Source organism: Pantoea sp. Cy-639, from assembly GCF_011752525.1.
GTDB lineage: Bacteria > Pseudomonadota > Gammaproteobacteria > Pseudomonadales > Pseudomonadaceae > Aquipseudomonas.
In genome coordinates, this window is sequence record NZ_VWXI01000006.1 from 12,636 (window position 1) to 30,648 (window position 18,013).

The 18,013-nt window shown below is 65.5% G+C and carries 19 protein-coding genes and 1 other RNA gene; 11 read left to right on the forward strand and 9 right to left on the reverse strand.

What is annotated here, in order from left to right; translation table 11 throughout:
- The first annotated feature begins 125 nt into the window (after positions 1-125).
- The 5 genes from trxA (at position 126) to F3J43_RS09325 (ending at position 5,629) form a co-directional block, all read left to right on the forward strand.
- Positions 126-455: a thioredoxin TrxA gene (trxA, locus tag F3J43_RS09305; RefSeq protein WP_166885037.1), complete on the forward strand. Its 330-nt coding sequence runs from the start codon at positions 126-128 to the stop codon at positions 453-455.
- A gap of 310 nt (positions 456-765) precedes the next feature.
- A complete protein-coding gene (gene rho, locus F3J43_RS09310) occupies positions 766-2,025 on the forward strand; it encodes a transcription termination factor Rho (RefSeq protein ID WP_043212134.1) in 1,260 nt (419 codons plus the stop codon).
- A gap of 202 nt (positions 2,026-2,227) precedes the next feature.
- Complete coding sequence (gene ubiD, locus F3J43_RS09315) at positions 2,228-3,694, forward strand: 4-hydroxy-3-polyprenylbenzoate decarboxylase (protein ID WP_166885039.1); 1,467 nt, start codon at positions 2,228-2,230, stop codon at positions 3,692-3,694.
- Positions 3,694-4,662: a CDP-6-deoxy-delta-3,4-glucoseen reductase gene (locus F3J43_RS09320; RefSeq protein WP_166885041.1), complete on the forward strand. Its 969-nt coding sequence runs from the start codon at positions 3,694-3,696 to the stop codon at positions 4,660-4,662. The genes ubiD and F3J43_RS09320 overlap by 1 nt, the downstream gene beginning before the upstream one ends.
- A 316-nt stretch (positions 4,663-4,978) precedes the next feature.
- The gene (locus tag F3J43_RS09325; RefSeq protein WP_166885043.1) at positions 4,979-5,629 is read left to right on the forward strand and encodes a gamma-glutamylcyclotransferase; all 651 of its coding nucleotides are present in this window, start codon (positions 4,979-4,981) and stop codon (positions 5,627-5,629) included.
- Positions 5,630-5,632: 3 nt separating this feature from the next.
- Here the strand turns inward: F3J43_RS09325 and F3J43_RS09330 are convergent, their stop codons facing one another.
- Positions 5,633-6,610, reverse strand: coding sequence for an NADPH:quinone oxidoreductase family protein (locus F3J43_RS09330; RefSeq protein ID WP_166885045.1), 978 nt, complete (start codon positions 6,608-6,610; stop codon positions 5,633-5,635).
- 157 nt (positions 6,611-6,767) lie between these two features.
- On the opposite strand from F3J43_RS09330, the gene F3J43_RS09335 reads away from it, so the two are divergent.
- Complete coding sequence (locus tag F3J43_RS09335; protein WP_166885047.1) at positions 6,768-7,172, forward strand: flagellar basal body-associated protein FliL; 405 nt, start codon at positions 6,768-6,770, stop codon at positions 7,170-7,172.
- Here the strand turns inward: F3J43_RS09335 and F3J43_RS09340 are convergent, their stop codons facing one another.
- The 4 genes from F3J43_RS09340 to F3J43_RS09355 all read right to left on the reverse strand — a co-directional run bounded on the left by F3J43_RS09340 (position 7,173) and on the right by F3J43_RS09355 (position 12,511).
- Complete coding sequence (locus F3J43_RS09340; RefSeq protein WP_166885049.1) at positions 7,173-8,285, reverse strand: ABC transporter permease; 1,113 nt, start codon at positions 8,283-8,285, stop codon at positions 7,173-7,175.
- Position 8,286: 1 nt separating this feature from the next.
- Positions 8,287-11,028: a ribosome-associated ATPase/putative transporter RbbA gene (rbbA, locus tag F3J43_RS09345; RefSeq protein WP_502706607.1), complete on the reverse strand. Its 2,742-nt coding sequence runs from the start codon at positions 11,026-11,028 to the stop codon at positions 8,287-8,289.
- Entirely contained in the window at positions 11,007-11,966 is a 960-nt protein-coding gene (locus F3J43_RS09350) for an HlyD family secretion protein (protein ID WP_166885054.1), read from the reverse strand. The genes rbbA and F3J43_RS09350 overlap by 22 nt, the downstream gene beginning before the upstream one ends.
- Positions 11,967-12,061: 95 nt before the next feature.
- Positions 12,062-12,511 carry an EVE domain-containing protein gene (locus tag F3J43_RS09355; protein WP_166885062.1) on the reverse strand — a complete coding sequence of 150 codons (450 nt, stop codon included), beginning with the start codon at positions 12,509-12,511 and terminating at the stop codon, positions 12,062-12,064.
- A 176-nt stretch (positions 12,512-12,687) separates the two neighbouring features.
- On the opposite strand from F3J43_RS09355, the gene F3J43_RS09360 reads away from it, so the two are divergent.
- Positions 12,688-12,843, forward strand: coding sequence for a hypothetical protein (locus F3J43_RS09360; RefSeq protein ID WP_166885064.1), 156 nt, complete (start codon positions 12,688-12,690; stop codon positions 12,841-12,843).
- A gap of 19 nt (positions 12,844-12,862) precedes the next feature.
- On the opposite strand, the gene F3J43_RS09365 is transcribed toward F3J43_RS09360, so the two are convergent.
- The 4 genes from F3J43_RS09365 to F3J43_RS09380 form a co-directional block, all read right to left on the reverse strand.
- Positions 12,863-13,471 carry a 5-formyltetrahydrofolate cyclo-ligase gene (locus tag F3J43_RS09365; RefSeq protein WP_166885066.1) on the reverse strand — a complete coding sequence of 203 codons (609 nt, stop codon included), beginning with the start codon at positions 13,469-13,471 and terminating at the stop codon, positions 12,863-12,865.
- 80 nt (positions 13,472-13,551) lie between these two features.
- Positions 13,552-13,731: non-coding RNA, 6S RNA (gene ssrS / locus F3J43_RS09370), on the reverse strand.
- 17 nt (positions 13,732-13,748) lie between these two features.
- Positions 13,749-14,066, reverse strand: coding sequence for a cell division protein ZapA (locus tag F3J43_RS09375; protein ID WP_166885069.1), 318 nt, complete (start codon positions 14,064-14,066; stop codon positions 13,749-13,751).
- Complete coding sequence (locus tag F3J43_RS09380) at positions 14,063-14,281, reverse strand: TIGR02449 family protein (RefSeq protein WP_502706606.1); 219 nt, start codon at positions 14,279-14,281, stop codon at positions 14,063-14,065. Before F3J43_RS09380 ends, F3J43_RS09375 begins: the two co-directional genes overlap by 4 nt.
- 145 nt (positions 14,282-14,426) lie before the next feature.
- On the opposite strand from F3J43_RS09380, the gene F3J43_RS09385 reads away from it, so the two are divergent.
- The 4 genes from F3J43_RS09385 to F3J43_RS09400 are packed head-to-tail and all read left to right on the forward strand — an operon-like array spanning position 14,427 to position 18,012.
- Positions 14,427-14,981, forward strand: coding sequence for a YecA/YgfB family protein (locus F3J43_RS09385; protein WP_166885071.1), 555 nt, complete (start codon positions 14,427-14,429; stop codon positions 14,979-14,981).
- A 21-nt stretch (positions 14,982-15,002) separates the two neighbouring features.
- On the forward strand, positions 15,003-16,337 hold the full coding sequence (gene pepP, locus F3J43_RS09390; protein ID WP_166885073.1) for a Xaa-Pro aminopeptidase: 1,335 nt from the start codon (positions 15,003-15,005) through the stop codon (positions 16,335-16,337).
- Positions 16,334-17,533 (forward strand): 2-octaprenyl-6-methoxyphenyl hydroxylase, encoded by a 1,200-nt coding sequence (gene ubiH, locus F3J43_RS09395; RefSeq protein WP_166885075.1) that lies wholly within the window; start codon positions 16,334-16,336, stop codon positions 17,531-17,533. Before pepP ends, ubiH begins: the two co-directional genes overlap by 4 nt.
- A complete protein-coding gene (locus F3J43_RS09400; RefSeq protein WP_166885077.1) occupies positions 17,530-18,012 on the forward strand; it encodes a DUF4442 domain-containing protein in 483 nt (160 codons plus the stop codon). Before ubiH ends, F3J43_RS09400 begins: the two co-directional genes overlap by 4 nt.
- Position 18,013 lies beyond the last annotated feature (1 nt).

The window sequence follows — 18,013 nt, forward strand, 5'->3', positions numbered from 1 at the left end:
TATGACAGTTTCGATTCGTGGTGTCTTGCACAACTATAGTTACACTCAATCGTCTGTGGCTTCCTGTAGGACGAGGGTGCGGCTATGATGGGCAACGTTTTTTTGCTTACGACCTGGAGATATCCATGAGCAGCGATCTTATCAAACATGTCACCGACGCCAGCTTCGAAGCCGACGTACTCAAGGCTGAAGGCGCGGTGCTGGTCGACTACTGGGCCGAATGGTGCGGTCCATGCAAGATGATCGCTCCTGTACTGGACGACATCGCTTCCGAATATGCAGGCAAGGTGACCATCGCCAAGCTGAACATCGACGAAAACTCGGAAACCCCGGCCAAGCACGGTGTGCGCGGTATCCCGACGCTGATGTTGTTCAAGAACGGCAACGTCGAGGCCACCAAGGTCGGCGCGCTGTCCAAATCGCAGCTCAAGGCGTTCCTCGACGCCAGCCTGTGATGTGACGAAGCCCCGCAAATGCGGGGCTTTTCTTTGGCTGTTGTGGGCAGATTCTCCATTTGGAGACAGGCCGTGGGCCAGCGCCCACCCAGGTGGATACTCCCCGAAATCAGTGGCCGAAACCACTAGACGTTGAAAAAAGCAAGTGTTACATTCGGCCTCGCACTGCTTTTCCAGTGCCCTCTGCACGCCGTCGCCGAAGCATCCCTAATTCGAATCAGTACGCGATCCTGTCGCCATCTTGCGGCGCGGCCTCATTAAGCCAAATGCTTAATTTTTCCCTTCCTTACATGATTACGTCACTCCCCTTATGAACCTGACAGAACTCAAGCAAAAGCCGATTACCGATCTTTTGGAAATGGCCGAACAGATGGGCATCGAAAACATGGCCCGTTCGCGCAAACAGGACGTGATTTTCGCCCTGCTGAAAAAGCATGCGAAAAGCGGCGAAGAGATCTCGGGTGACGGCGTGCTGGAGATTCTCCAGGATGGTTTCGGTTTCCTGCGTTCGGCGGATGCCTCTTACCTGGCCGGCCCTGACGACATCTACGTCTCGCCCAGCCAGATCCGTCGCTTCAACCTGCGCACCGGCGACACCATCGTCGGCAAGATCCGCCCGCCGAAGGAAGGAGAGCGTTACTTCGCCCTGCTGAAGGTCGACACCATCAACTTCGACCGTCCGGAAAACGCGAAGAACAAGATCCTGTTCGAGAACCTGACGCCGCTGTTCCCCAACGAGCGCCTGAAGATGGAAGCCGGCAACGGCTCCACCGAAGACCTCACCGGTCGTGTCATCGACCTGTGCGCGCCGATCGGCAAGGGCCAGCGCGGCCTGATCGTCGCCCCGCCGAAAGCGGGCAAGACCATCATGCTGCAGAACATCGCGGCCAACATCACCCGCAACAACCCCGAGTGCCACCTGATCGTCCTGCTGATCGACGAGCGCCCGGAAGAAGTGACCGAAATGCAGCGCACCGTGCGCGGCGAAGTGGTCGCCTCGACCTTCGACGAGCCGCCGACCCGCCACGTGCAGGTCGCCGAAATGGTCATCGAGAAGGCCAAGCGCCTGGTCGAACACAAGAAGGACGTGGTCATCCTGCTGGACTCCATCACCCGCCTGGCACGTGCCTACAACACCGTGATCCCGAGCTCCGGCAAGGTGCTGACCGGTGGTGTCGACGCCCACGCCCTGGAGAAGCCGAAGCGCTTCTTCGGTGCCGCCCGTAACATCGAGGAAGGCGGTTCGCTGACCATCATCGCCACCGCGCTGGTCGAGACCGGCTCGAAGATGGACGAAGTGATCTACGAAGAGTTCAAGGGTACCGGCAACATGGAGCTGCCGCTGGATCGCCGCATCGCCGAGAAGCGCGTGTTCCCGGCCATCAACATCAACAAGTCCGGTACTCGTCGCGAAGAGCTGCTGACCGCCGACGACGAACTGCAGCGCATGTGGATCCTGCGCAAGCTGCTGCACCCGATGGACGAAGTCGCCGCCATCGAGTTCCTGGTCGACAAGCTCAAGCAGACCAAGACCAACGACGAGTTCTTCCTGTCGATGAAGCGCAAGTAAGCTTCCCGACCCGGTATTGAATGGGGCTGCCTTGCAGCCTATCGCCAGCTTCGGCGGCTCCCACAGGGTAAATCCAAGACCTGTGGGGCCAGCGAAGCCGGCGATGGGCCGCAAAGCGGCCCCAAGTCATTTTTGGCCTTTACCCTGCCAACGGCGCTACACTCTGCAACCCCGACCGATACGCCCAACACGAGGCCCTTGCATGCAGTATCGCGATCTACGCGACTTCATCCGTGGCCTGGAACAGCGCGGTGAACTCAAGCGCATCCAGGTTCCCATCTCCCCTGTACTGGAAATGACCGAAGTCTGCGACCGCACCCTGCGCGCCAAGGGCCCGGCGTTGCTGTTCGAGAAACCCACCGGCTTCGATATTCCGGTCCTGGGCAACCTGTTCGGCACGCCCGAGCGCGTGGCCATGGGCATGGGCGCCGAGTCGGTCAGCGAACTGCGCGAGATCGGCAAGCTGCTGGCCTTCCTCAAGGAGCCCGAGCCGCCGAAGGGCCTCAAGGATGCCTGGTCGAAGCTGCCGATCTTCAAGAAGGTCGTGTCGATGGCGCCGAAGGTGGTCAAGGACGCGGTGTGCCAGGAGGTGGTGGTCGAGGGTGACGATGTCGACCTTGGGCAACTGCCGATCCAGCACTGCTGGCCGGGCGATGTCGCACCGCTGATCACCTGGGGCCTGACCGTGACCCGTGGGCCTAACAAGGACCGCCAGAACCTCGGCATCTACCGGCAGCAGGTGATCGGCCGCAACAAGGTGATCATGCGCTGGCTGAGCCACCGTGGCGGCGCGCTCGACTACCGCGAGTGGTGCGAGAAGAACCCCGGCCAGCCGTTCCCGGTGGCCGTGGCCCTGGGCGCCGACCCGGCGACCATTCTCGGCGCCGTGACCCCGGTGCCGGACACCCTTTCCGAATATGCCTTCGCCGGCCTGCTGCGCGGCAACCGCACCGAGCTGGTCAAGTGCCGTGGCAGCAACTTGCAGGTGCCGGCCACCGCCGAGATCATCCTCGAAGGCGTGATCCACCCGGGCGAGATGGCGCCGGAAGGCCCGTATGGCGACCACACCGGTTACTACAACGAGGTGGACAGCTTCCCGGTGTTCACCGTCGAGCGCATCACCCATCGCCAGAAACCGATCTACCACAGTACCTACACCGGCCGTCCGCCGGATGAGCCGGCAATCCTCGGCGTGGCGCTGAACGAGGTGTTCGTGCCGATCCTGCAGAAGCAGTTCCCCGAGATCACCGACTTCTACCTGCCGCCCGAAGGCTGTTCCTACCGCATGGCGGTGGTGACCATGAAAAAGCAGTATCCAGGCCACGCCAAGCGCGTGATGCTGGGTGTGTGGTCGTTCCTGCGACAGTTCATGTACACCAAGTTCGTTATCGTCACCGACGACGACATCAACGCCCGCGACTGGAACGACGTGATCTGGGCCATCACCACACGCATGGACCCCAAGCGTGATACGGTGATGATCGACAATACCCCGATCGACTACCTCGACTTCGCGTCGCCGGTTTCCGGGCTGGGGTCGAAGATGGGCCTGGACGCCACGCACAAATGGCCGGGCGAGACTACACGTGAATGGGGCCGGGTCATCGTCAAGGACGAGGCCGTCACCCGCCGTATCGATGAGCTGTGGGATCAGTTGGGAATAGATTGATGCAGGTAACCTTGCAGCCTTCCGGGGCGGTACTGGCGGTGGAGCCGGGCGAACGGATTCTGGATGCGGCGCGGCGCTTGGGCTATGACTGCCCGAACAGCTGCCGAAATGGCAACTGCCACGTGTGCGCCGCGTTGCTGGTGGAAGGCAGTGTTCGCCAGGATGGTCAGGTCCGCGATCACGGTGAGCTGTTCACCTGCATCGCCGAACCGCTGGAGGATTGTGTGTTGCTGTGGGACGCAGTGCTGGCCCTGGGCGAGCTGCCGGTACGCAAGCTGGCGTGCACGGTGAGCGAGTGCGTCGAGGTCGGTGGCGATGTCTGGCGGGTGCGCCTGCGTGCGCCGGCCGGCAAGCCGCTGCGCTATCACGCGGGGCAGTACCTGATGATCGAGCGCGAAGGCCTGGACAAGGCGGCGTTCTCCCTGGCCTCTGCGCCGCATGGCGGACGCGACCTGGAACTGCACGTGCTGGCCCGTGAGAGCAGCGCCGTGCAGTTGATCGAGCAGTTGCGGCGCAACGGCATCGCGCGGATCGAGCTGCCGTTCGGCGACGCCCACCTGGCCGAGCTGCCAGAGGGGCCGCTGGTGCTGATTGCCGCCGGCACCGGCATGGGCCAGATGCACAGCCTGGTCGAGCACTGCCGCGCCCAGGGCTTCAAGCACCCGGTGCACCTGTATTGGGGTGTGCGCCGGCCCGAGGACTTCTACCAGATCGAGCACTGGGCCGAGTGGGAGCGCCTGCCGAACCTGTTCCTGCACAAGGTGGTCAGCGACCTGTGTGGCTGGGAAGGGCGCTGCGGCCTGCTGCACGAGGCGGTCTGCGAGGACATCACCGACCTCAACCAGGTGCATGTCTACGCCAGCGGTTCGCCGAACATGGTCTATGCCACGCTCGACGCCTTGGTCGAGGCTGGCATGGACGCCCATCGCATGCGCGCCGACGTATTCGCCTACGCGCCACGAGGCTGAAACAGCCCGGCACGTCGCAATGACGTGTCGGGTTTAATAACCTGCGGTCTTCTCGTTGATTATATGGCGGGTATTATTACCGTTGCGGTTAATAACCATCGCTATACTCGAAACATTACTTTCCGTTCGGCGGAAGATTGAATGAAACTTTGCCGAAAGACTTGAGCGCATCGACTATTCTGCCTTACGTTAGCTGCCAGGTCGCTCGCGGGGCAAGCCTGCTGGCCCTTGCCGCCACTGTAGACGTTGGCTTGTCCCGTGGCCGCATCCAGAAAGTCGCACTTCAGTAGTTCACAGGAATTAATGGCGGCAGCGCATGTCGACACTTGAAAGTTCATCCTGGCAAATAACCTATCCCCCGTCGCTCGACTTCGGCCAGCAGCTCACCACTGAACAATTGCAGCGTTCGATGCAGGACACCATGTCCCAGCACGAGGGTGGCCCGGTCTGGCTGTTTGCCTATGGCTCGTTGATCTGGCGCCCTGAATGCAACTCGGTGGAGCGTCAGCGCGCGCGGATTCACGGTTATCATCGGGGGCTCTACCTCTGGTCCCACGAGCACCGTGGTACCCCAGAGTGCCCAGGGCTGGTGTTCGGCCTGGATCGCGGCGGCTCCTGCAGCGGCTTCGCCTACCGCCTGGATGAAAGCAACCTGCACGACTCGCTGATGGCCCTGTGGCAACGCGAGATGCCGTATCCGGCCTATCGTCCGCACTGGCTCAGCTGTCGCCTGGGCGACGGTAGCAAGGTGCAGGCGCTGGGCTTCGTGCTGGAGCGGCACCTGCCGTGCTACGCCGGCAACCTGCCGGACACCTTGCTGAGCCAGATCCTGGCCAGTGCCAAGGGCCGCTACGGCACTACCCGCGACTATGTCGAGCAGACCCTCGATGCCTTGCGCAGCCACCAGATGCCTGACCGCAACCTGGAGGCGCGCTTTCGCCGCTGCCACAATCTGCGCGAGGCCTGAGCCTTAGCGCGCCAGCACCACCAGCTTGCCCACCGCCTGGCGCTGCGCCAGGCGCTCGATCGCGACACCGCCCTCGGCCAGTGGATAAGTCTGCGACACCAGCGGCTTGAGCTTGCCCTCGGCATACCAGGCGAACAGCTGGCGGAAATTGGCCGCGTTGTCCTCTGGCTGGCGCTGGGCGAATGCCCCCCAGAACACCCCGATCACTGCTGCGCCCTTGAGCAGTGCCAGGTTCACCGGCAACTGCGGGATCGTGCCGCTGGCAAAGCCCACCACCAGCAGCCGGCCGTTCCAGGCCAGGCCACGCACGGCCTGGTCGAACAGCGCGCCGCCGACCGGGTCGTAGACCACGTCCACGCCCTGGCCGCCGGTCAGACGCTTGATCTCGTCCTTCAGGCTGGCCTGGCCATAGTCGATCAGTTCGTCGGCGCCGGCAGCCTTGGCCACTGCGAGCTTCTCGGCGCTGCTGGCCGCGGCGATCACCCGTGCCCCCAGGGCCTTGCCGATCTCCACGGCGGCCAGGCCGACCCCACCCGAGGCGCCGAGTACCAGCAAGGTCTCGCCAGCCTTGAGCTGGCCGCGCTGGCTCAGCGCGTGCATCGAGGTGCCGTAGGTCATGCCGAACGCGGCGGCAGTGGTGAAGTCCATGCCCGAGGGGATCGGCAGCACGTTGTAGAAGGGCACGGCCACCTGTTCGGCGAAGGCGCCCCAGCCGGTCAGGGCCATGACCCGGTCGCCCACCTTGAATGCGCCGGCCTTCTCGCCGGCTGCCGCGACCACGCCAGCGGCCTCGCCACCGGGCGAGAACGGCAGCGGCGGCTGGAACTGGTACTTGCCTTCGATGATCAGGGTATCGGGGAAGTTGACCCCGGCGGCGTGCACGTCGATCAGCACTTCGTTCTTCTTCGGCGTGGGCGCGGCGACCTCGTCCAGGACCAGGTCCCGCGCCGGGCCCAGGGCTTTGCACAACAAGGCTTTCATCAGGGCTATTCCTTTGCGTGTGGTGGCCGATAAGTGTAGGAGGGCCGCAACGCGGGTCAACGAGCATGCCCGGCCCTGATGGGCCAGCATAAGCCCGGGCTTGGGTTTGGCCGGCGCGCTGGGTAAGCTGGCGCCAACTGTATTGAGGAGCGAATTCGTGAAAGCGTGGATCTTGATGGTGCTGGCCCTGATGCTGCCAGCAGCGGCGATGGCCGAGGAAGCCAAGGATGGGGAGCCGAAGGTTGCCTACATCACCTTGAGCCCACCCTTCGTTGGCAACTATGCCCTCGATGGCGGCCCCAAGCTGCGGGTGTACAAGGCCGATGTCGCCCTGCGCGTGACCGGCGATGCCGCCGCCGCCGCGGTCAAGCACCACGAGCCGCTGATCCGCAACCAGCTGGTGGCGCTGTTCACCCAGCAGGGCGTGGACAACATGAGCAACGTCGAGGCCAAGGAAGCGCTGCGCCAGGAAGCCCTGAAGCAGGTGCAGCAGGTGATGGAGTCCGAAGAGGGCAAGCCGATCGTCGAGGACCTGCTGTTCAACAACCTGATCGTGCAGTGATCAGGAGGCGAGGCTGCGGCGAAAGCGCGCCAGGGCCACGCCGAAGAACACCAGGCCGATCACGGCCAGGGCCAGCACGTCTGGCCACACCACGCTCAGCCCGGCGTCGCGGAACAGGATCGCCGCGCCGAGGCTGACGAAGTGGGTCGAGGGCGAACCCTGCATGACCCACTGCAGCCATTGCGGCATGCTGTCCAGCGGCGTGCTGCCGCCCGAGAGCAACAGCATCGGGATGATCACCGGAATCGCCAGCAGGCCGAACTGCGGTGTCGAGCGCGCCAGGGTGGCGAGGAAGATCCCCAGCGCCGTGCTGGCGAACAGGTACAGCGCGGTGACCGCCAGAAACAGCCCCAGCGACCCCGCCAGCGGCACGCCCAGTGCCCACTTGACCACCACTTCCAGCGAAATCCAGGTGCACAGCACCACCACCAGCGCGTTGCTGGCGATCTTCGCCAGCATGATCTCCAGTGCCGTCAGCGGCAGCACCAGCAAGTGGTCGAGGGTGCCGTGCTCGCGCTCGCGCAGCAGCGCGGTGCCGGTGAGGATGATGGCGAGGATGGTGATGTTGTTGACGATCTGGATCACCGCGAGGAACCAGCCACCCTCCAGGTTGGGGTTGAACAACGCCTTGGGATTGAGCAGCACCGGGCTGTTCGCCGCACTGCGATCGGCGTACTCGAGCAGTTCGCGCTCGAAGATCCGGCCGATGTAGCCGGCCCCCATGAACGCCTGGCTCATGGCCGTGGCGTCGACGTTGACCTGCAGCTCAGGCGAGCGTCCGGCCAGCAGGTCGCTCTGGAAGTTCACCGGCAGGTTGATCACGAAGGTGTACTGGCCGCTGTCCATGGCCTGGTCGAGGCGATCGGCGGGCAGCGCCACGGCAGGCTGGAACTCCGGTGGTTGCAGCGCCTCGGCCAGCTTGCGCGACAGCGCGCTGTGGTCTTCGTCGACCACGGCCACGCTGGCATTGTGTACGCCGATCACCGAGCCGGCGGCGGGCATGTAGATGGCCACGCTGAAGGCGTACAGCAAGAACAGCAGCAGCACGCTGTCGTGGCGCAGGCTGGTCAGCTCCTTCAGGCCCAGGCGCAGGGTGTGGTTGAGGCGGCTCATCTCAGGCCTCCTGCTTTTTCAGCATGGCCAGGCTCAGGCCGGTGAACGCGGCGAAGAACCCCAGCAGCGCCAGGCACTGTGGCCACAGTTCGCGCAGGCCAAGGGCCTTGGTGAAGGTGCCGACGGCGATGTCGAGGAAATAGCCGGCCGGGAACAACTGGCCCATCAGCGCCGCCGCGCCATCGAGGGACGAGCGTGGCACGATCAGTCCGGAGAACTGGATGGTGGGCAGGCTGGTGAGGATCAGGGTGCCGAGGATCGCTGCAATCTGCGTGCGGGTGAATGCCGAGATCAGCAGCCCCAGGCTGGTGGTCGCCAGCAGGTAGGCCAGGCCTCCGCAGGCCAGGGCCAGCGGGCTGCCCTTGAGCGGCACGCCGAACAGCCAGCGGTTCATCGCCACCAGCAGCGCCAGGTTGATCAGGCTCACCGCCAGGTAGGGCGCCTGCTTGCCGAGCAGGAATTCCAGGCGGGTCAGCGGGGTGGCGTAGAAGTTGGTGATCGAGCCCAGCTCCTTTTCGCGGACGATGCCCAGGGCAGTGAGCATGGCCGGGATGAAGGCCAGGATCAGCGCCATGACCCCGGGGCCGATGGCGTTCACGCTGACCACGTCCTGGTTGTAGCGAAAGCGCGTTTCCAGGCGCACCGGCTGCTGGCGGGCCACGGGGTGCGGGCTGAGCGCGGCGAATTGTTCGAGGTTGGCCTGGTGCACGGCCTCGACATAGTTGCGGCTGGTCTCGGCGCGAAACGGCATGCCGCCGTCGAGCCAGGCCGCCACCACTGGCTGGCGCCCGGCGTGCAGGTCGCGACCGAAGCCCGGCGGGATCTCCAGGGCCAGCTTGATCTCCGAGCGTTGCAGGCGCTGGTGCAGTTGGCGGGCATCGCGGATCGGCGCCTGCTCGGCGAAATAGCGCGAGCCGCGGAAGGCTTCCAGATAGGCACGGCTCTGTGGGCTCTGGTCCTGGTCGTAGACGGCGAAGGCGAGGTTTTCCACGTCCAGCGAAATGCCATAGCCGAAGATCACCATCATGAACAGCGCGCCGAGCAGGGCGAAGGCCAGGCGCACCTTGTCGCGCAGCAACTCCTTGCCCTCGCGGCTGGCCACGGCCAGCAGGCGGCGCAGGCTGAAGGCCTGGCGCAAGGCGGGTGGTGGATTGGCGGCCTGTTCCAACGGCGCTTGCTGTGGCGGCGCTGGGGTGCTGTCCTGGGCCTGTTCGAGGCAGGTCACGAAGGCGTCTTCCAGGGTCCGCCCAGCAAATTGGCGCTGCAGTGCCTGCGGCGTGTCGCAGGCCAGCACCCGTCCGGCGTGCATCAGCGAGATGCGGTCGCAGCGCAGCGCCTCGTTCATGAAGTGGGTGGAGAGGAAGATGGTCACGCCCTGCTCGCGGGACAGTTCCACCAGCAGCCGCCAGAAGCCGTCGCGGGCGGCCGGGTCGACCCCTGAGGTCGGCTCGTCGAGGATCAGTACCTCCGGGCGATGCAGCACCGCCACGGCCAGCGACAGGCGCTGGCGCAGGCCCAGGGGCAGGGCGCCGGAGGGCTGATCGGCAATGGCGCCAAGCTCGAAGCGCTCGATCAGCTCGGCGATGCGCGGGCTGCTGTCGGCCTTGGGCAGGTCGAACAGGCGGGCGTGCAGCTCGAGGTTCTGCCGGGCGCTCAGTTCGCCGTACAGGGAGAAGCTCTGGGACATGAACCCGACGCGCTTGCGGGTGGCCAGGTCGCCGGCGTCCACTGGGCGGCCGAGCAGGCTGGCGCTGCCCTCGCTGGCCGGCATCAGCCCGGTGAGCACCTTCATGGTGGTGGTCTTGCCGCAGCCGTTGGAGCCCAGGAAGCCAAAGATCTCGCCACGGCCGATGGCGAAGCTGACCTTGTTCACCGCGGTGAAGTCACCGAAGCGCAGGGTCAGGTCGTGGGCCTCGATGGCGACCGGCCCCCCCTCGTCCGGGCGCGGCGGGATGTGCAGCGCGGCCGGCTGCGCCCGCCCGGCGCCCTGGTAATGGGTAAAGGCATCGTCCAGCTTGCCGCTGGCGGTGGCCGTCGCCAGTTCGCGGCTAGGGCCGGCGGCCAACAGGCGGCCGCCGTCGAGCATCAGGCAGTGCTCGAACTGCTCGGCTTCCTCCATGTAGGCCGTGGCCACCAGCAGGGTCAGCTGTGGACGCTGGGCGCGCACCTGCTCCACCAGCTCCCAGAAGCGTCGGCGCGACAGCGGGTCGACGCCGGTGGTGGGCTCGTCGAGGATCAGCAGGTCTGGCTCGTGGATCAGCGCACAGCACAAGCCCAGCTTCTGCTTCATGCCACCGGACAACTTGCCGGCCGGGCGCTCGCCGAAGCGTTCCAGGTCGGTGGCGCGCAGCAGGCTGGCCATGCGTTGCTCGCACTCGGCGCGACCAAGGCCGAACAACGTGGCGAAGAAGCGGATGTTCTCGCGGATCGACAGCTCAGGGTACAGGTTGTTGCCCAGGCCCTGGGGCATGAAGGCGACCCTGGGGTACAGCGCTGTGCGGTGACGGCGCTGGCGGATCGCGCCGCCGAGTACTTGCAGCTCGCCTTGTTGCAGGCGCTTGACCCCGGCGATCAGCCCGAGCAGGGTCGACTTGCCGGCGCCGTCCGGGCCGATCAGGCCGCAACGGGTACCGGCCGGCAGGCTGAAGGTCACGTCGTGCAGGGCTTGAAGCTCGCCGTAGCGGTGACAGATGCCTTGGCCCAGCAGCGCAGGTGCGGTGTTCATCGCAGGTTGGCCGGCCAGTCCACATCGGCGGTGCGCACGTAGCCGGCGCCGGGCATGCCGGGCTTGGCCTGGGGCACTGCGCTGGGATCGGCCAGGCGCAGCTTGACCCGGAACACCAGTTTTTGCCGCTCGTCACGGGTCTCGACCTGCTTGGGCGTGAACTGCGCCTTGGCCGCGACGAAGGCGATCTTGGCTGGCAGGGCGTGCTCGGGCAGGGCGTCGAGGACGATGCGCGCCTGGTCGCCGACGGTCAGCCGGCCAGTGGTGGAGGCGGGCAGGTAGAGGTTCATGTACTGGTCGCTGGGGTCGATCAGCATCAGGACCCGGCCACCGGCGCCGAGCACTTCGCCGGGTTCGGCCAGGCGCAACTGGATGATGCCGTCGATGGGCGCCCGCAGGCTGCTGTCGTCGATCTCGCTGGTTAGCTGGGCTACCTGGGCTTCGGCGGCGCCGATGGCGGCCTTGATCGCCGCCAGTTGCGCGCGGGCGGCGACCAGCGCGGCGGTAGCGGTGTCGTAGCGGGCCTGCTGCTGGTCGAGCAACTGCTGGCTGGCGAACTTGCGCTGGAATATCTCGCGTACCCGCTTGAGCTCCTGGCTGGCCAGCAGCAGTTCGCTCTGGCGCAACTGCACGCTGGCCTGGGCGGCGGCGTAGTTCTCGCGGGCACGCAGTACCTCGGCCTCGGCCTCGGCGCGCTGGGCCTCGAGGGTGCGGGTGTCGATACGGGCGAGCAACTGGCCGCGGGCGACCTTGTCCCCTTCGTCGACCAGTACTTCGGCCAGGCGTCCGGGGATCTTGCTGGCGATCTGCACCTCGGTGGACTCGAGGCGCCCGTTGCCCATGCTCAGGCCATCGGGCAGGCGGTCGTGAAGGGATTTCCAGTAGCCCAGTCCACCCGCCGCCAGCAGCAACAGGATCAGGGCGCAGGCGAAAACTCTGGGGGCTTTGCGGTTCATTCGGTTCGGCATCCTGCGGCTTGCACGCCTTATCCTGGCGCGACGCGCTTCCTTGCGCGTTGATGTTGGTCAAACCCTTGACCATAGACGCTGTTTCAGTCGAGCGCGAGAATGGCTTGCCATTGCTCGGGGGTGACCGGCATCACCGACAGGCGGCTGCCTTTCTGTACCAGCGGCAGTTCCGCCAGCGCGGCTTGCTGCTTGAGCAGGCCCAGGCCCAGCACCTTGCGGAAGGTACGCACGTGCTCGACATCCACGGCGCTCCACGGGTTCTTCTCGGCGCTGGCCTTGGCGTCGTGATAGTGGCTCTCGGGGTCGAGCGCGGTGGGGTCCGGATAGGCGGCGGCGCTGATCCGGGCGATACCGGCCACGCCCGGCTGCGGACAGCTGGAGTGGTAGAACAGGAATTCGTCGCCTACGCTCATGGCCCGCAGGAAATTGCGCGCCTGATAGTTGCGTACGCCGTCCCAGCGCGCATGGCCCAGACGCGCCAGGGCTTCGATGGAGAGCTCGTCGGGCTCGGATTTCATCAGCCAGTAGGCCATGGATGCTGCTCCTGAAAGAGGTTGAAATAACTCGTTGCATGAAACCGACGGCCGGTTGGCGTCAAGGTTTGCGTGTCGCCTCACGTTGTCGGAAAATGCGCCGATTTTAAAGCTAGACGCTCCGACGGCCATCAAGAAAGCCGCCGAGCACGGACCATTGCCTAGGGGGGCAATCGATGAAACAACGTAAACCGGACCTGCTCTGGATCCTGGCCTTCATTTTTGGTCTGGGTGTGGTCACCACCGGTTACGCCCAGGGTTTCTGGGAGCGCAAGCTGGACGCCGCCTATCAACAGGCCCCGGCCGAGCTGGTGCAACAGGCGCGCCGCTGAGCCCCGTCTGCGCGGCCATTCACTGCGGCGCCAGGTACCTGCCACGGTCCGAGACCGTTCCGCGCAGGGGAACATCCCAGCTGGCCTGTGTGAGTCGCTCCACCTTCTGGCATTCGTGTGCCAACCCCAGCAACAGCGGTTTTTTCCAGGTCTTGCGTCGGGCCTGATACGCCAGGCTACGGTCGTAGAATCCGCCGCCCATGCCCAGACGCCCCCCTTCTTCATCGAATCCGACCAGCGGTAGCAGGATCAGGTCCAGCGCCCAGATCGGCCGTTGCCGCCTGCGCTCGATCACCGGCTCGAGGATGCGAAAGCGATTCGGCCGCAGCGCCTCGCCTGCCTCGAAGCGCTGGAACACCATGCGCGTGCGCGGCCAGGCGTGCAGTACCGGCAGGTAGACATGCTTGCCGCGCCGTTGCGCCTCGCGCAGCAGCAGGCCTGGGTCGATCTCGCCGTCGTTGGGCAGGTACAGGGCAATGTGCCGGGCGCGGCGGAATACAGGGTCCTGCGCGAGCTGGCGATAGAGGCCAAGGGCGGCCTGGCGTTGCTGGGCGGGGCTGAGTGCACGGCGGGCGTTGCGCAGTATGCGGCGCAACTGGGGGCGGGTGAGCGGCGCGGTGTCGGTCATGGCACGGGCGTTCCCAGGAGTGCTGGCCGCGTTCGCGCGGCACAAACGAAATGCCCGCCAGGAAGGCGGGCATTGAAATCAGGCTCCCCGACAAGACCGCTATCGGTGTAGCCCTTGAACCCGAAAGTTCAAGGTGGAGATTGCAGGGGGCGTTAAGGCTTTCCGTCGGGCGGACATGCACACCGGCCCCAGCGTGCAACCCCCGTGGTTGTGCGTATCGGCTCAGGGACATAACCGACTGGCGCATCCCCCAGGGAGTGGCGCCAGTATACCAATCTCAATCGGTTTTGCTAACCGGATCGTCGGACAGCGCCTGGTCGACCCGCTCCAGCAAGTCGCGCACCTGCTCGCGGGTGGTGCCGCCACTGCTGGCTTCCGGGCGTTCCTGGCGGTGCAGCAGTTCGTGGGTGATGTTCAATGCGGCCATCACAGCGATGCGGTCGGCACCGATCACCTTGCCGCTGCTGCGGATCTCGCGCATCTTGCCGTCGAGGTAACGCGCCGCGCCGACCAGGTTGTTGCGTTCTTCCGGTGGGCAGATGATCGAGTATTCCTTGTCGAGGATCTGCACGGTGACGCTATTGCTTGAACTCATGAGTCTTGCTCCAGGGCCTTGAGGCGCAAGATCATCGATTCGATCTTGCGTTTGGCGATCTCGTTCTTTTCGATGAGGTGGGCGCGCTCCTCGCGCCAGGATTTTTCCTGAGCTAGTAAGAGTGCGTTTTGCCGCTTTAGTTGCTCGACGCGTTCGATCAGCAACTCGAAACGGCTCATCAGCGCTTGCAGGTCGTTCTCTTGCGTGGGTTGCACTCGATTCGCTCCATCGTTGACTCACCTGGCGATGATGCCTGCCACAGGGACGGGGCGGCCAGTGCTGATGGTCTTGGCGCGCCTGCCGGTGCTAGGATACAAGGTCTTCATTCTAGTCATTGCGCCGTCTGGCGCCTAGCTGCCCATGCCCAATACCCAATCGCCCTACGTCGCCTTCGCCATGCTGCTGTCGAGCAATGGCCACCCTGTCACCCCCGCCGAGCTGCACGGCCTGCTGATCGGCCGCAGCTGCGCCGGCGCCGGCTTCGATGCCGACGCCTGGCTGGCCGATGCCGCGCAACTGCTCGAAACCGAGCCTGGCGACACCGTTCGCAACGCCCTGGTCGGCCTGCAGGAGATGGTCAAGGCCGAACTGACCGGCGAGGACGTCGCCATTGTCCTGCTGCTGCCCTCCGACGACGCTGCGCTGGCTGATCGCGCCGCCGCGCTGGGCCAGTGGTGCCAAGGTTTCATCACCGGCTTCGGTCTGAACGCCGGCGGCAAGGACCTGTCCACCGATGCCAAGGAAGTGCTGCAGGACCTGGTAGCCATCTCGCAAGTCCAGGAAGCCCTGGAAGAGTCCGAGGATGGCGAGAGCGACTACATGGAAGTCATGGAGTACCTGCGCGTCGCGCCGCTGCTGCTGTACACCGAGCTGGCCAAGCCGCAGGCACCTGCGCCAAAGCCATCGCTGCACTGATCTGAACGGGGTCGTTTGCCCATGAGCCACATACCCAAGGCGGAGTACGCCCGTCGGCGCAAGGCGCTGATGGCGCAGATGGTCCCCAACAGCATCGCCATCCTGCCGGCGGCCGCGGTCGCCATCCGCAACCGCGACGTCGAGCATGTCTATCGCCAGGACAGCGACTTCCAGTACCTCAGCGGCTTCCCCGAGCCCGAGGCGGTGATCGCCCTGATTCCCGGCCGCGAGCACGGCGAGTACGTGCTGTTCTGCCGCGAGCGCAACCCCGAGCGTGAGCAGTGGGACGGCCTGCGCGCGGGCCAGGATGGTGCGATCGACGTCTATGGCGCCGACGACGCCTTTCCCATCACCGACATCGACGAGATCCTTCCCGGCCTGATCGAAGGTCGCGAGCGGGTCTACAGCGCCATGGGCAGCAATCCCGAGTTCGACCGCCGGCTGATGGACTGGATCAACGTGATCCGCTCCAAGGCCCGCCTGGGCGCCCAGCCGCCGAACGAGTTCGTTGCCCTGGATCATCTGCTGCACGACATGCGCCTGTATAAATCGGCAGCGGAAGTGAAGGTGATGCGCACCGCCGCGGCGATCTCGGCGGGTGCCCATGTGCGGGCGATGCAGGCCTGCCGGGCGGGGCTGCACGAGTACAGCCTGGAAGCCGAGCTGGACTACGCGTTCCGCAAGGGCGGGGCGAAGATGCCGGCCTATGGTTCGATCGTCGCCGCCGGGCGCAACAGCTGCATCCTGCATTACCAGCAGAACGACGCGCTGCTCAAGGATGGCGACCTGGTGCTGATCGACGCCGGCTGCGAAATCGACTGCTATGCCAGCGACATCACCCGTACCTTCCCGGTCAGCGGGCGTTTCTCGGCAGAGCAGAAAGCCATCTACGAGCTGGTGCTCAAGGCGCAGGAAGCCGCCTTCGCCGAGATCGCCCCAGGCAAGCACTGGAACCACGCCCACGAGGCCACCGTGCGGGTGATCACCGCAGGCCTGGTCGAACTGGGCCTGCTCAAGGGCGAGGTGCAGGCGCTGATCGACAGCGAGGCCTATCGGGCCTTCTACATGCACCGCGCCGGGCACTGGCTGGGCATGGATGTGCACGATGTGGGCGAATACAAGGTCGGTGGCCAGTGGCGGGTGCTCGAACCGGGCATGGCGCTGACCGTCGAACCGGGCATCTACATTGCCGCCGACAACCAGGCCGTCGCGAAGAAATGGCGCGGCATCGGCGTAAGGATCGAGGACGACGTGGTAGTGACCAGGCAAGGCTGTGAAATCCTCACGACAGGCGTGCCCAAGACGGTTGCCGAGATCGAGGCGCTGATGCTCGACGCCCGCAGGGACGTCGCATGAACCGGGTCAACCTGGCGATCATCGGCGGCGGCCTGGTCGGCGCCAGCCTGGCCCTGGCGCTGCAGGCCGGGGCGCGTGCGCGGGGCTGGAAGATCCTGCTGATCGAGCCTTTCGCGCCCGGTGACAGCTTCCAGCCCAGTTACGATGCGCGCTCCTCGGCGCTGTCCTATGGCACCCGGCAGATCTACGAGCAGTTGGGGCTGTGGCAGACCATCAGCCCGCGCGCCGAGCCGATCCTGCAGATCCAGGTGTCCGACCGCGGCCGTTTCGGCGCCACGCGCCTGGACGCGGGCGAGGAGGGCGTGCCGGCACTGGGCTATGTGGTGGAGAACGCCTGGCTCGGCCAGTGCCTGTGGCAGGCCATCGACAACGACGTGGTCAGTTGGCGCTGCCCCGCCGAGGTGAAGGCGATGCAGGCCATCGCCGGCGGCTACCGCCTGCAACTGGACGACGACACCTCGATCGAGTGCGACCTGGCCGTGCTGGCCGATGGCGGCCGGTCGGGCCTGCGTGAGCAATTGGGCGTGCATGTGCGCCGCACGCCGTATGACCAGAGCGCGCTGATTGCCAACATCACCCCCGGTCAGGCCCATGCTGGCCAGGCCTTCGAACGCTTCACCGAGCAGGGCCCGATGGCCCTGCTGCCGTTGCCGGACAACCGCTGCGCGTTGGTCTGGACCCGCCAGGGGATGGACGCCAGGCGCCTGGCCGAGCTCGACGAGCGCAGCTTCCTGAGAGAGCTGCAGGACGCCTTCGGCTACCGGCTGGGCGCCTTGCGCCAGGTCGGCGCGCGGCACCTGTATCCGCTGGCGCTGGTCGAGGCCGAGGAGCAGGTGCGACCGAACCTGGTGGTGCTGGGCAACGCCGCCCACAGCCTGCACCCGATCGCCGGCCAAGGGTTCAACCTGTCGCTGCGCGACGTGCAGTCGCTGGCCGAGGCGCTGTTGGCTGGCCCGCAGCAACCTGGCGATCTGGCCACGTTGCTGGCTTATTGTCAGCGTCAGCGCCTCGACCAGGCACTGACCATCGGTTTTTCCGACCAGGTCACCCGCCTGTTCGGCAGCAACCAGCCGTTGATCGCGGCGGGCCGCAATGTTGGCCTGCTCGGCCTCGACCTGCTGCCGCCCGCCCGCAGTTGGTTCGCCCGCCAGGCCATGGGCCTGGGCACCCGCCCCGATCCGCGGGGCCGGGCATGAGCGAGTCGCGCAGGCTCGCGCGCCGGGCGTGGATGCTGCGCTGGCTGCTCAACTTCTACCCGCCCTACCTCGGCGCGGGCATCCGTATCCAGGCCATCAGCCCGGACATGCGCAGCGTCAAGGTGCGCATGAACCTGACGCGATGGAACCGCAACTATGTCGGCACCCAGTTCGGCGGCAGCCTGTACGCCATGGTCGATCCCTTCTACATGCTGTTGTTGATCGAGCGGCTGGGGCGCGACTACATCGTCTGGGACAAGGCTGCCAGCATCGATTTCATCGCACCGGGCAAGGGTCCGGTGTTCGCCGAGTTCCACGTCGATGACGCGTTGCTGGACGACATTCGCCAGCAGACCGCCAGCGGCAAGAAGTACCTGCCCCGACTGCAGGTGGAGATCCGCGATGGCGCCGGCGAGCTGGTGGCGCGGGTCGAGAAAACCCTATATGTGCGGCTCAAGCCGCAAGCGAGGCTGGCGTAAG